At 37.8% G+C, this 14298-nt stretch carries 8 protein-coding genes and 1 pseudogene; 2 read left to right on the plus strand and 7 right to left on the minus strand.

The features are described from left to right. Positions 1 to 19: 19 nt before the first annotated feature. Positions 20 to 1219, minus strand: coding sequence for an MFS transporter (locus tag ACFIJ8_RS03810; RefSeq protein ID WP_375639038.1), 1200 nt, complete (start codon positions 1217 to 1219; stop codon positions 20 to 22). 1274 nt (positions 1220 to 2493) lie between these two features. After that, positions 2494 to 3612, minus strand: coding sequence for a tRNA guanosine(34) transglycosylase Tgt (gene tgt, locus ACFIJ8_RS03815; protein ID WP_375639039.1), 1119 nt, complete (start codon positions 3610 to 3612; stop codon positions 2494 to 2496). A 1012-nt stretch (positions 3613 to 4624) separates the two neighbouring features. On the opposite strand from tgt, the gene ACFIJ8_RS03820 reads away from it, so the two are divergent. Beyond that, complete coding sequence (locus ACFIJ8_RS03820; RefSeq protein ID WP_375629502.1) at positions 4625 to 4762, plus strand: hypothetical protein; 138 nt, start codon at positions 4625 to 4627, stop codon at positions 4760 to 4762. Between the two features lie 305 nt (positions 4763 to 5067). Here ACFIJ8_RS03820 and ACFIJ8_RS03825 read toward each other — a convergent pair whose 3' ends face one another. The 5 genes and pseudogenes from ACFIJ8_RS03825 to ssb form a co-directional block, all read right to left on the minus strand. Continuing rightward, entirely contained in the window at positions 5068 to 5580 is a 513-nt protein-coding gene (locus ACFIJ8_RS03825; RefSeq protein WP_273788293.1) for a peptidylprolyl isomerase, read from the minus strand. Positions 5581 to 5598: 18 nt separating this feature from the next. Beyond that, positions 5599 to 6192: a peptidylprolyl isomerase gene (locus ACFIJ8_RS03830; protein ID WP_273788292.1), complete on the minus strand. Its 594-nt coding sequence runs from the start codon at positions 6190 to 6192 to the stop codon at positions 5599 to 5601. Beyond that, a pseudogene (coaD, locus tag ACFIJ8_RS03835) lies at positions 6182 to 6701 on the minus strand (pantetheine-phosphate adenylyltransferase). The gene ACFIJ8_RS03830 and the pseudogene coaD overlap by 11 nt, the downstream one beginning before the upstream one ends. A gap of 24 nt (positions 6702 to 6725) precedes the next feature. Next, on the minus strand, positions 6726 to 9509 hold the full coding sequence (gyrA, locus tag ACFIJ8_RS03840) for a DNA gyrase subunit A (protein ID WP_273788290.1): 2784 nt from the start codon (positions 9507 to 9509) through the stop codon (positions 6726 to 6728). Positions 9510 to 9737: 228 nt separating this feature from the next. Next, complete coding sequence (gene ssb / locus ACFIJ8_RS03845; protein WP_273788289.1) at positions 9738 to 10244, minus strand: single-stranded DNA-binding protein; 507 nt, start codon at positions 10242 to 10244, stop codon at positions 9738 to 9740. Positions 10245 to 10577: 333 nt separating this feature from the next. Between ssb and uvrA the strand changes: the two genes are divergently transcribed. Further along, positions 10578 to 13493, plus strand: a complete 2916-nt coding sequence (gene uvrA / locus ACFIJ8_RS03850) for an excinuclease ABC subunit UvrA (protein WP_273788288.1) — start codon at positions 10578 to 10580, stop codon at positions 13491 to 13493. Positions 13494 to 14298 lie beyond the last annotated feature (805 nt).

Consider the following 14298-nt stretch of genomic DNA (forward strand, 5'->3'; position numbering starts at 1 on the left):
ATTAAAAAAATGAAAAGTATTAAGCATGCTTTTCCATATACCATGAGACGTAAAAAATCACTAATCCACACAAAGTTAGAACACTTCCTAAAATAGCTGTATATTCATAACTATAGCCCAATTTTAAAACTAATGCTCCAGATTCTGCACCAAGAGCATTAGCAATATTAAAAGCAGACTGCATTAATGCTCCTGCCAAAATCTGTCCCTGTAGTGCAACATCCATAATTTTTGTTTGTATAGAAGGCATAGCAGCAAAAGAAGTCCCAACAAAAAAGCATCCTATTGCCGCTGTTAACGGAGCATAGGACAAAAAGAAAAAAAGAAAAAAAACAAATACGCTCCAAAGCATAGAAAAAAATATCATCGGCGAAATACCAATTTTAACAGCTAATTTAGGTCCCAAGAGATTTCCTACCACCATTCCCAATCCAACTAACGGCATGATAAATGGTACCCACTCAAGTGAAATACCAGAAATATGCATTAATGTTGACTTGATATAAGTAAAAACAGAAAATAATCCTGACGCTCCCACCGAAACCATCAACAAAAGAAGCCATACCTGCTTTTGCTTTAATGCACCCATTTCGTGCAAAGGATTCGTTTTTGGAAAACTTAAATCACAAGGTAAAAAATTCCAAATAAGCAAACAACATAATAAAGCAATCATACCCACAAGGACAAAAGCAATCTGCCAACCAATAAGTTGACCAATCCAAGTAGCACTGGGTGCTCCAAAAACAGTTGCAATTGTTAAGCCAAGCATAACATATCCAACAGCTTTAGAACGTTCTTTCATTTCTACCATTGAAGAGGCAACCATAGCCGCAAGTCCAAAATAGATTCCATGGGGAAGTCCACTGAGAAAGCGTAATACTACTAATATGCTAAAATCAGAAACAAAGGCACTAGCAATATTTGCTAAAGCATAAAAAAGCATCAATCCTATCAAAACAGTTTTGCGTGATACCTGAGCTGTTGCCACAGCTAAAAGAGGTGCTCCAATCACAACTCCTAATGCATAAGCAGAAATATATTGACCAGCGGTAGGAATATCAACATATGAACTTCGTGCCATCTCTGGCAGTAGCCCCATTGCAACAAACTCTGCAGTACCAATAGCAAAACTCCCCACGGCAAGAGCTAAAATTATTAAACGCCGTATTCTCGAATCAATTTCCAATGCAAGAACCTTTTGTTTATAAGAATCCCTCATATCATCACTTCTGGATAGGAGTTTTAACTGTAGATATCTGTAATACACACAAACAAAAATTCAAAACATTGTTATACGCATGCTCAATAGTCCCCAATAAAGTTTTAGAAATATTTTGATATATAAAGCATTTTATGAAGCTTTAGGTAAGATTCTTTAATGGAAAATCTTTGAAACCCTCAAAGTTATAAACGTATTCACCTATTTTTATCATATCTGCCAAACAATAAACTTTGTCTTCTATTTTCAGCAGTTCCAATTTTACAATGAAACCTTTATTTTGCAACGATATACCATACCCTATAAATAATTCTAAAATTTGTCGAATAATGCACTTCAAACAAGTGAACCACATCTCATCATTATCTTGATACAAAGATAAAACTTCTCACAAAATTATCGTTGCATTGTTTTTGTTATCTAAATGCAGATCATCCAAATTGATAAGCTATAATTTCAACTTTACGCCATTCTTATAAATTATTATAGAATCTTTTAAAAATTCTTATGATAATAGTGCTTGGTTTCTAGATTTATTAAATACCCTCTTTTAGACATCTTTACCCCTCCCTCCTCTAACAGAGGAATCGCATCAGGTATCTAACTCATTATCTTTAAATTAAAATATTCAATTAAATATATTATGCTTATTTTCAGATAAATTCTATAAACAGAGCAGAAAACAAATATAATAATTTTTATCTCAATATATTTATCGATATTTTATAAATGTGCTAATTATCGTGATTAATATTTAAATTTTTTATGACTTAAAATATATAATTATCTTATAAATAAGACTTATTATTAAGATATAAAAATAATAAAAACTTAAAATATATAATTATAATATTTAAAATGTTGTAATCTTATTTTAGTTTTCTTTTAATTTCCTAAAAATTTATCTATTCGATTGTATATAACCTATTCTTTACCTTTAGTAATAAAAAACACAAATTAGCTCATAAAAATACAATTTTCATACTTCTTTAAGAGTTCGCTAACGCCTCATTAACATTGTTGCTTTAAACAGTCATCAGAAACAGAAATAAACTGTTTTTCTCCGGATCAGGTAGCGCGTACCGGAGTAACAGTTTCTGTTTTATATAGTAATTAGAAAAAGAATATATGCCCTATAAAACCGCACTTCTATATCTTAGGATAGTGGAATTTATAATTTTGGAAGGTGTTTCTAATTTCATATTTTTAGCCAAATTTGTAAGTGCAAGAATAAATTCAATAAAAAAATGAAACGCTATATTACGATTAATATTTTAGCGTCCTTGTGCCCATAGAGCGCGCGTTTCAGCGCAAAAATCAGCATAACAGCCTTCTTCAATGGCATCACGAATTCCCTGCATCAGTTGTTGATAATAAAAAAGATTATTCCAAGTCAACAACATACCCCCAAGAGATTCACCAGATTTGATCAAATGATGCAAATAAGCACAACTATAATCATGTGCTGCTGGACAAAGTGACTGCGGATCAAGAGGATGTGGATCTTCTGCATAACGCGCATTACGCAAATTAATTCTACCAAAGCGGGTAAAAGCTAAACCATGACGTCCTGCACGCGTCGGCATAACACAATCAAACATATCAACACCACGAGCAACACTTTGTAAAATATCATCAGGTGTCCCTACCCCCATAAGATAGCGTGGTTTATCCTCTGGTAAAATCGGACAAGTAGTATCCAATACTGCTGTCATAACACTCTGCGGCTCACCAACAGCAAGCCCTCCAATAGCGTAACCTTTTAAATCCATTTCTTTTAATGCTTGAGCAGAACTTTCACGCAGTTTCATATTATCACCACCTTGAACAATCCCAAACAATGCTTTATTGGGCTGATCTCCAAAAGCTGTTTTACAACGCTGCGCCCACCGCAATGAAAGTTCCATAGCTTCTTCCATTTCTTTTTCAGTTGCAGGTAATGCAATACATTGATCCAACTGCATCTGGATATCCGCACCAAGAAGTTCTTGAATTTCGATAGAACGCTCTGGACTCATTTCATAGTAAGCTCCATTAATGTAAGAGCGAAAAATCACACCTTGTTCAGTAATTTTACGGATTCCCGCCAATGACATAACCTGAAAGCCACCAGAATCGGTTAAAATAGGTCCACTCCAGCGTGAAAATTCATGTAATCCTCCCAAACGCGCAACACGTTCAGCTCCTGGGCGTAACATTAAATGATAAGTATTCCCTAAAATGATATCTGCACCAAGATCACGTATCTGATCCATATACATAGCCTTAACGGTTCCTGCCGTTCCAACAGGCATAAATGCGGGTGTACGAACACATCCTCGCCCCGTTATAATTTCGCCTCGACGTGCGTACCCATCTTGAGCAATTTTTCTATAATGAAATGTCTTTATCATAACTCTCGTCTTTTTGATTCCATCAATGCATATCTCTATAGAAAGAAAAAAGATATCCCCTTACGAGCATTGTCATAAGCTTTATGAATTAATTTTTGATTCGCTCAATATTGTAACCAGCATAAAAAATTAAACGAGATAAAAGAACATTTCTTGTTAAGAAATCACCATAATAAAAGTGATAATCTAGCTCCAGAAAAATAGTACAATCCTTATAATATCATACCTCAAAATACCTACGCTTAACGCACTAAAGCCTTAATAGAACTGAAAAATTATTATCACAATAATCTCATCTTCACATACTTCCATAAGCAATAACTTTGTACGCATAGAAGAAAATTCTGAACGCATTGCACAGCCTACAATATTGTTTACTTTTACAGATAAAAATTTTTCATCTGCTGAGCACGACGATCCCCACGCTTAATAAAAGCGCAAATGAGCATAATCATTTATCCCCTTACAATATTGAGATAGCTCTTGGCACTTGAGATAATTCACAAAAGAAATTAACGTGTAAAAACACTTAAAAAAAACTAAAAATGCTTTTTGTAAAAATTCTCAAATATCAAAAGCTCTATCGTAACATTAGAGGCTGAAAAAGCGTATGATGGTCCCCTCTTGCTCCTTCACAAGCTTTAAAGATGGTGGTGCATAATAGATTTATACTATTTATAGCTTTAAAACTATACACGCCACGAACGTCATTATGGAAGTGAATGTTGATATGTACTGAGAAATGCTTCTTAAAAAAACACGTAAATGTGCAACATGAAGTATATTCCGTTTGGAGCGTTCCTCTATTAAAAAACGAGAAAAATAAAAGCGTAAGGCTATGCATAACCTTCATTATTTAAATGATATCGCTTTAGATACTTTTTAAAAAAGTAAAGCTGAATTAAAAAGAATATGGCAAGACTAGCCATTTATTTCACCTCTGCGCCTCTACATTCTTCTAAGATTAAACTGTCTTCTTGTTTTAAAGATGACACCAATGAGATATACATAAATGATGGTTTTCCACCTTGCTAGGAAAACTGGAGCAGCTCATAAGGCTCTTATCCGTATTAATATGTGTGCTGCTGCATTAGGATTGGATGTTGATTTACAAGCAGCAACAAAAGCACACGCTCTCTCAGGAAAGTAACATCATAAAACCATTAATAGACCAACAATGAATTGAAGAGAAATGCCGAATTTTTTATAAAACACTTTTCCAAACAACAACCATAACATAACAGACTTTGCGTTTTCTTATTCTGACAGGTGTTTGTACAAATCCTTTACATTATACTCTTCAGAAAGATCCCATTGAAGTAAATATATGGACAATTCTTAGCTCGAAATTATAAAAGGTAAGTGTGGTACTACAAAAGAGTTTTGTGTGCCTTTATTGATCAGAAAAGAGTATTTTTTCTTAGAAATTTACAATTGAAGTCAGTATAATTTATACTATTTTGCATCCGCAGCAATAACGGCTTTGGTAATTGAATCTGGATCTGCAACAGGTTCACCACGTTTAATTTTATCAACATTTTCCATACCTTCAACAACCTGTCCCCATATGGAATATTGACGATCAAGCCACGGAGCATCTGCAAAACAAATAAAAAACTGAGAATTAGCAGAATTTGGATTCTGACTACGTGCCATAGAAACTGTACCACGCTTATGAGAAAGATTTGAAAACTCTGCTGTTAAATTTGGTTTTTCTGCCCCCCCCATACCCGCACGGGATAAATTGAATTTTTCACTATCCTTCTTTCCAAATTGGACATCGCCAGTTTGCGCCATAAAACCATCAATAACGCGATGGAAAATAACATTATCATAAGCACCTTCACGTACCAATTCTTTAATACGTGCAACATGTTTTGGCGCTAAATCAGCCAAAAGCTCAATAACAACTCTGCCCTTTGTTGTTTCAAGAATTAAAGTATTCTCTGGATTTTTATTCTCAGCCATATGGAAAGCTCCTTTGATTCATTTCTCAACTTGTAAAGTAGCAGCATTAATAACATCAGGATTTTTTACAGATCCATTATTACTTGTCGTACCTTTTTTTATTTTATCAACAACATCCATCCCCTTTATAACCTCTCCAACAACCGTATACTGACCATTTAAAAAAGCAGCATCATCAAAACAAATGAAGAATTGAGAATTCGCGGAATCCGGATCTTGTGACCGTGCCATCCCAACAGTACCACGTTTAAACGGCTGCTTTGAAAACTCTGCCGGTATATTGGGATAATTTGAGCCACCCATACCAACGCGTTTCAGATCAAAATCTCTACTGCCTTTTTTTCCAAACTTTACATCACCAGTTTGTGCCATGAAATTAGGAATAACGCGATGAAACACAACATTATTATAGGCCCCCTCTTCTGTTAATCTTTTGATTTGCGCAACATGTTTTGGCGCCAAATCAGGACGCAGACGAATAATGACATCACCATCTTTGAGAGATAAAACAAGAAGGCTTGCATCACTCGCTGGACTAGAATTACCGGCGACAGCGGATAATGAAAAAAAACAAAACACACATATCAAAACAGCAAAAATTCTACGAGACACAATTATTCTCCCCTAAAAGATTGGAATTTCGAGCTCAAAGCTTGTGCAATATTGGGCGGTACAAATGGTGTTACATCACCTCCCATAGAGGCAATTTGGCGTACCAATGTAGAAGTTATCGCACGCCCAGAAACGCTTGCCGGCAAAAAAACAGTTTGCAATTCAGGAGCCATAACGCCATTCATCCCTGCCATTTGCATTTCATAATCAAGATCAGTACCATCACGCAATCCACGAATGAGAAATGAAGCACCAACTTCACGCGCCTTCTCAATTAGAAGGTTGCTAAATGAAAGAACCTGCAATCGATTAGAATCCGCACCAAACAAGTCTTTCCCTACCTGCGTAATGAAATCAACACGCTCTTCAAAGCTAAAGAGTGTTTTTTTGTCAGCCTGTATCCCTATAGCGACGATCACCTTATCAGCTAACACAAAACACCCTTTCAAAACATCAAGATGACCATTTGTAAGAGGATCAAAAGAACCTGCGTAAAGAGCAATTTTCATGATTTTACTCCATCCTCTTCAAAATTATTTTTCTTCGCTCATATCAACTGTATCAGAATGCTTCTCACCTTCATCATCTAATGAACTCGTATCATCTTCAGGTTCAGAAATACGTTCAACCGATACAACTCTTTCACCTTTGGCTGTATTAAAAATTGTGACTCCCTTAGTTGAGCGCCCAGCCGTACGAATTCCCTCAACAGGGACACGAATAAGCTGTCCCCCATCTGATACCAACATAATTTGATCTTGCGCCTTCACCGGAAAAGCCGCTACTAATTTACCAATTTCAGCTGTTTTAGATGGATCCGTTGCACGAATCCCTTTTCCGCCACGTCCCGAAATCCGGAACTCATAAGACGAAGAGCGTTTACCATAACCAAACTCACTCACCGTTAAAAGCATTTGTTCACGTGCATGAAGTTCTGCATAACGTTCATCTGTTAACTCTGTTTCAGCACCCCCATCTTCCTCATCAAGAGTTACAATATCTTCAACATCAGCATCTGCACCAGAAGCACGTCGTTCATTCATTACACGTTTAATATAAGCAGAACGCTCAATGGATGTCGCCTCGACATGCTCTAAAATTGTCATCGAAATGACTTTATCGCCTTTAGCTAAATTGATACCACGAACTCCCACAGAATTACGCCCAGCAAAGACACGAACATCAACAACTGGAAAACGGATACATTGTCCATTGGCTGTTGTTAGAACAACATCATCATGTTCTGTACAGGTTTCAACAGAAAGAATTTCATCTTCTTCATCAAGTTTCATTGCAATTTTACCATTACGATTAACTTGAACGAAATCTGATAATTTATTACGACGCACAGTTCCACGTGTTGTCGCAAACATAACATCCAATGCACTCCAGCTCGCTTCATCTTCAGGCAAAGGCATAATCGTTGTAATACGCTCACCTGGTTGTAAAGGAAGCATATTGATCAAAGCCCGCCCACGCGATTGGGGTGTCCCCAGCGGCAGTCGCCAAACTTTTTCCTTATAAACAATTCCACGTGATGAAAAGAAAAGAACCGGCGTATGCGTATTGGCAACAAACAACCGCGTTACAAAATCCTCATCCTTCGTGGACATACCAGAACGCCCCTTACCACCACGTCGCTGTGCACGATAGGTATTAAGAGGCACACGTTTAATATAGCCACTATGGCTCACCGTTACCACCATATCCTCTGGTGCGATCAGATCTTCACTCTCCATCTCAGCACTACCAAAACCAAATACGGTACGTCGCGGCGTTGCAAATTCCTCACGAAGAGCACTCAACTCATCCTTAACAATACACATAATGCGTACGCGTGATGCCAAGATATCAAGATAGTCAGCGATATCCACACCAATTTTATTCAATTCATCAGCGATTTCATCACGCCCAAGGGCTGTCAATCGTTGCAAACGCAATTCTAAAATAGCACGCGCCTGTTCTTCAGAGAGATTATAAGTACCATCCTCATGAATAATATGACGAGGATCATCAATAAGTTTAATCAAAGGCGCGACATCCATTGCTGGCCAGCGTCGTTCCATTAACTGTGCACGTGCTGTCTGCGGATCAGGAGCTTTGCGAATAAGTGCTATAATTTCATCAATATTGGCAACAGCAAGGGCAAGACCGACCAAAACATGTGCTCGCTCACGCGCTTTACGCAAAAGATATTTTGTTCGCCGACTGACAACTTCTTCCCGAAAAGAAACAAATGCACGAAGCATATCAAGCAACGTCATCTGTTCGGGTTTTCCCCCATTCAAAGCAACCATATTACAACCAAAGGAAGTCTGTAGAGGCGTATACCGATATAATTGGTTTAAAACAACTTCCGCAACGACATCTTTCTTCAGCTCAATAACGACCCGATATCCATCACGATCAGATTCGTCACGCAAATCAGAGATTCCCTCAATGCGTTTATCGCGCACCAATTCGGCCATTTTCTCAATCATCGTTGCCTTATTAACTTGATAGGGGATCTCACTCACAATAATTGCTTGTCGACCACTGCGAATTTCTTCGATCTCAACTTTAGCACGCATAATGATTGAGCCACGCCCTGTTTCATAAGCGGCACGAACACCAGAATGGCCGAGGATAATGCCCCCTGTAGGAAAATCCGGACCAGGAATAATTTCAATTATTTTATCGAGTGTGATATCGGGATTGTCAATCAAAGCGATACAACCATCAACGACTTCACCAAGATTATGGGGAGGAATATTGGTTGCCATTCCCACAGCAATCCCCCCTGACCCATTAACCAAAAGATTGGGGAAACGCGCTGGTAAGACAACCGGTTCACGCTCACGCCCATCGTAATTATCCTGAAAATCAACAGTATCTTTATCTATATCAGCTAAAAGTTCTTCTGAAACTTTTTCTAAACGACACTCAGTATAGCGCATGGCCGCGGGTGGATCACCATCAACGGAACCAAAATTTCCCTGACCATCAATCAATGGATTTCTTAAAGAAAAGTCCTGCGCCATACGCACTAAAGCATCGTAAATTGAAGCATCACCATGGGGATGGAATTTCCCCATAACCTCACCAACAACACCAGCAGATTTACGATATGACTTATTGAAAGAAAGCCCCATCTCATTCATAGCATGAAGGATACGTCGATGAACAGGCTTAAGACCATCACGAACATCAGGAAGTGCACGTGAAACAATCACGCTCATCGCATAATCGAGATAGGAGCGTTGCATTTCATCAATAATACTGATTGGTTCAATACCGGTTAGCACATCACGTTCTGGGTGTGGAGTAAGATCGGTCACAATTTTAAAACTTTCAAAAAAGAATCATTTCACTTTATTTATATCGAAAAATACACCAAAATGCTAATTTCTCCCCCATGACAAAAAAGAAATTTAACAATATTTTTCAATATGTTATTAATTTATGTTAAAATTACCAATAATAATCAACAATTTTCACTTCGCTAAACTTCAAAAATCTGAAACAAACAAATCATAAAGTAATCGTAATACGACAAATAATGACTCTTAAAAAGGTACGTCATCATCTAATTTGTGTGAAAAATCTTCTCCCAATTGATTATTATTTTGACCAAACGTATTTCTCTGATTTGAGTTACTATCGGCAAAGCCACCACTATAACTCCCCCCTTGACTTGCTCCTTGCTCCCCGCCCGCGGCGCCCCGCCCATCAAGCATTTGTAATTCGCCACGGTACTTTTGCAAAACAACCTCTGTTGTATAACGGTCATTTCCATTTTGATCTTGCCATTTTCGTGTCTGTAACTGCCCCTCAATGTAAATTTTGCTGCCTTTTTTTAAATATTGCTCTGCAACTTTGACAAGGTTTTCATTAAAAATAACAATATTATGCCACTCAGTGCGTTCTTTTCGCTCATTTGTATTCCGATCACGCCAACTTTCTGAAGTAGCAATACGTAAATTTGCCACTTGGTCACCAGAATTCAAACGGCGGATTTCAGGATCCGCACCAAGATTACCAATCAAAATAACTTTATTAAGGCTACCAGCCATCGCATAAACTCCAAAATTTTAATTCGTAAAATACTCTGTTTTATAACAGTTATAACCATCTCGACCTTCAATTTACATGTCTGCAATTGACCTTCAATATGGATATTGCTATCCTTTCCCAATATTGTATCTGTGTAATTATAACAAAAGATGATAAAGACGCATAGTTTATTCCACCACGAGAGAATAAAAAGCTGCTCATTTGTATTTTTCTTTTCACAAAACTTATACCTTCCTTTAGCATTAAAGCAGTTAAACACATTGTAATTCTAAAAAAACAGTTTTATTCCATTTTAGGTGCTCAGTTTTTGTCACATATGCCAAGGATAAAATATGACTTATCAAAAATATATCTCCATTCGCGGTGCACGTGAGCATAACCTTAAAAATATTGATCTCGATCTGCCTCGTGACAAACTTATTGTTATAACAGGACTTTCCGGATCAGGAAAATCATCCTTAGCTTTTGATACAATTTACGCTGAAGGACAACGCCGCTATGTCGAAAGCCTTTCAGCCTATGCACGCCAATTTTTGGAAGTCATGCAAAAACCCGATGTCGACCGCATAGACGGTCTCTCTCCAGCTATCTCCATTGAACAAAAAACAACCAGTCGCAACCCTCGTTCAACGGTAGGTACCGTTACTGAAATCCACGACTATATGCGTCTTCTCTTTGCACGTATTGGTATTCCTCATTCTCCTGTGACAGGACTTCCTATTGAAAGCCAGACAGTAAGCCAAATGGTGGATCAAATTATGTCCTTACCAGAAGGAACGCGAATTTTTATTATGGCCCCTTTGGTGCGAGGACGAAAGGGAGAATATAAAAAAGAGCTAACAGAACTTTTAAAAAGAGGATTTCAACGCGCTAAAGTTGATGGAAAATTCTATGAAATCGCTGATATTCCACCTCTTGATAAAAAATATAAACACGACATCGATGTCGTGGTAGACCGCATTGTTGTACAGAAGGATATCACCTCTCGCTTGGCTGATAGTATAGAAACCTGTTTACAGCTAGCAAATGGGCTTGCCATTGCTGAAATGGCAGACCAACCCTTGACACAAAAAGAAACGACAAAGGAATCTGCTCATAAGTCGAAAAATAATACACACAAACGGCTCATTTTTTCAGAAAAGTTTTCCTGCCCTGTATCGGGTTTTTCTATTCCTGAAATTGAACCACGCCTTTTTTCGTTCAATAATCCTTTTGGCGCCTGTCCTCTCTGCGATGGACTGGGCATCAAAAAAGCAATGGATCCACTGAAAATTGTGCCCAATAAAAATCTTACCCTCAAAAATGGCGCCATTGCTCCTTGGGCTAAATCGGATTCACTTTATTATAGCCAAACCCTAGAAGCATTAGGAAAAGCTTACGGTTTCAAACTCACAGATCAATGGTGTGAACTCTCTAATGAAGCACAACAGGCTATTCTCTACGGTACAAAAAGAGATGAAATTTCTTTTATCTATAAAAATAATTCTGGTTCGCATAAAACGACCCAACCTTTTGAAGGAATCATCCCTAATATGGAGAGACGCTGGAAAGAAACCGATTCTGCTTGGTCTCGAGAAGAAATCGAACGTTATATGTCTTCTTCGCCCTGCCCAGCTTGTCACGGTTATCGTTTAAAACCAGAGGCACTTGCTGTAAAAATCAACGGAATGCATATTGGGCAAATATCAGATCTTTCTATTCTAAAAGCAGATGATTGGTTTGCCAATGTTCATCAATATCTCACAGAAAAACAACGTAATATCGCCGTACGTATTTTAAAAGAAATTCGTGAACGTTTGGCTTTTTTAAATCATGTAGGATTGGAATATCTTACCTTGTCTCGAAATTCAGGAACGCTTTCAGGTGGAGAAAGCCAACGCATTCGGTTGGCATCTCAAATTGGTTCTGGTCTTACAGGCGTTCTTTATATTTTAGATGAACCATCTATCGGTTTACACCAACGCGATAACGAACGCCTGTTGGAAATGCTGCGCCATTTGCGCAATCTTGGCAATACAGTTATTGTTGTTGAACATGATGAAGATGCTATTCTCACAGCAGACTATGTTGTCGATATGGGGCCTGCCGCGGGCGTTCATGGTGGAGAAATCATAGCGCAAGGAACACCGCAGGAAATTATAGAAAATTCAGCCTCTCTCACAGGCCAATACCTTTCAGGAAAAATGGCTGTTAAAATGCCTACAGAGCGACGCAAAATATCAAAAACGAAAACACTTAAAGTCATCGGCGCCAAAGGAAATAACCTCAAAAATATCAATGCGAATATTCCTCTTGGAACCTTCACATGCATAACTGGTGTTTCTGGAGGAGGAAAGTCAACATTTCTTATTGAAACGCTTTTCAAAGCAGCATCACATCATATCATGGGCTCTCATCACAGCCCTGCCAGCTATGACAAAATTGAAGGATTAGAATTTCTTGATAAAGTCATTGATATCAACCAGTCCCCAATTGGACGCACCCCACGCTCTAATCCAGCAACCTATACAGGCGCTTTTACACCGATTCGTGAGTGGTTTGCCGATCTCCCAGAATCAAAAGCCCGTGGTTACAAAGCTGGGCGTTTTTCATTTAATGTTAAAGGGGGACGTTGCGAAGCATGTCAAGGTGATGGAGTCATAAAAATTGAAATGCACTTTTTACCTGATGTCTATGTTACTTGCGATGTCTGTAAAGGAAAACGCTATAATCGAGAAACACTAGAAATAAAATTCAAAGGACAGTCTATAGCCGATATTTTGGATATGACAATTGAAAAGGCAGAGGAATTTTTCCAAGCTATTCCCGCTATTCATAATAAAATGGAAACTCTCATTAAAGTAGGATTAGGTTACATAAAAGTAGGACAGCAAGCAACCACACTTTCTGGTGGAGAAGCACAACGTGTGAAACTTGCGAAAGAACTTTCACGTAAAACAACGGGACGGACACTCTATATTTTGGATGAACCGACAACAGGTTTACATTTTCACGATATTTCCAAACTTCTTGAAGTGCTGCATGAACTAGTCGAGCAAGGCAACACAGTTATAGTCATTGAACATAACCTTGATGTTATAAAGACAGCCGACTGGATTATTGATTTAGGACCAGAAGGTGGAGATCGTGGTGGTGAAATTGTTGCAATTGGACGCCCTGAAGACATCATTAAGGTTCCTGCTTCCTACACGGGAAAATTTCTAAAAGATGTTTTACTGCGCCCCTCTCCCTATAATTCCAATTCTTAAAAACGCTTTCCATTGTAAATACAGCATACGAACAAAGCCTGTACTTTTATTGTTACCTGTAAACACCAACACCTAAATTCCAGTGGTGCAACATGTTTAAAGCAAAGACTGAAACAATTTAGCGCTTTATAAGCTGTTTCAGTTTTCGTATTGCCCATAGGAACGCGCGCATAATTGCGTATTTATTCTCTGTTTTTTTATATCTGAAACGGCCAAACAGCCCAATTTGGAAAGAATACGAAGTTTTAAGGAGATAAATTAAGTTCCTATCTTTACATCTCCTTTTAATTTATCTTTACGATTTTCAAAGGAATCCGCAGCAGTATCTTATAATGAAGAGTGCCCATTGCTTCACGCTTTTGTTTATCGCGTTCCTTAATGGAATCACATTCCTCACGAAGAGACAAAACGCCCCAAACAAAATATATTTGCGTTGCCGATTCACACATCTGTTTTAAAGAAATATTCCTCAACGCTCTCAAGCCCATTTCACGACGGCACCTAATGCTATAATGATAAATCCATTATTGTATACCACCATCTTTACGTTTATGAAGGAGCATAATCGGCATTATTACACTCTTTTCCAATATGTGTCTCCCCCCTACTCCCTAATATTGCAAAAACTTTAGTTATCGAAAGCTTTTATAAAAAGCATTTTATTTTTTTCAAATGTTTTTATCCACACACTCGTACTATTCATGATATACAAAGGTATCGTTTTGATTGATTGACGATAAAAAGATCTAAAATGAGAAAACCTCACGCTATTAGAGTTTCTCATTCAGTGTAGAGAACGTCTAAT

This window comes from Bartonella sp. MF74HXZ (genome assembly GCF_042194445.1).
Classification (GTDB): domain Bacteria; phylum Pseudomonadota; class Alphaproteobacteria; order Rhizobiales; family Rhizobiaceae; genus Bartonella; species Bartonella grahamii.

What these genes read in the sequence shown, in the direction of transcription:
- ACFIJ8_RS03810 (WP_375639038.1), bottom strand. Translation starts at nt 1,219, where the DNA reads ATGAGGGATTCTTATAAACAAAAGGTTCTTGCATTGGAAATTGATTCG.
- tgt (WP_375639039.1), bottom strand. Translation starts at nt 3,612, where the DNA reads ATGATAAAGACATTTCATTATAGAAAAATTGCTCAAGATGGGTACGCA.
- ACFIJ8_RS03820 (WP_375629502.1), top strand. Translation starts at nt 4,625, where the DNA reads ATGATGGTTTTCCACCTTGCTAGGAAAACTGGAGCAGCTCATAAGGCT.
- ACFIJ8_RS03825 (WP_273788293.1), bottom strand. Translation starts at nt 5,580, where the DNA reads ATGGCTGAGAATAAAAATCCAGAGAATACTTTAATTCTTGAAACAACA.
- ssb (WP_273788289.1), bottom strand. Translation starts at nt 10,244, where the DNA reads ATGGCTGGTAGCCTTAATAAAGTTATTTTGATTGGTAATCTTGGTGCG.
- uvrA (WP_273788288.1), top strand. Translation starts at nt 10,578, where the DNA reads ATGACTTATCAAAAATATATCTCCATTCGCGGTGCACGTGAGCATAAC.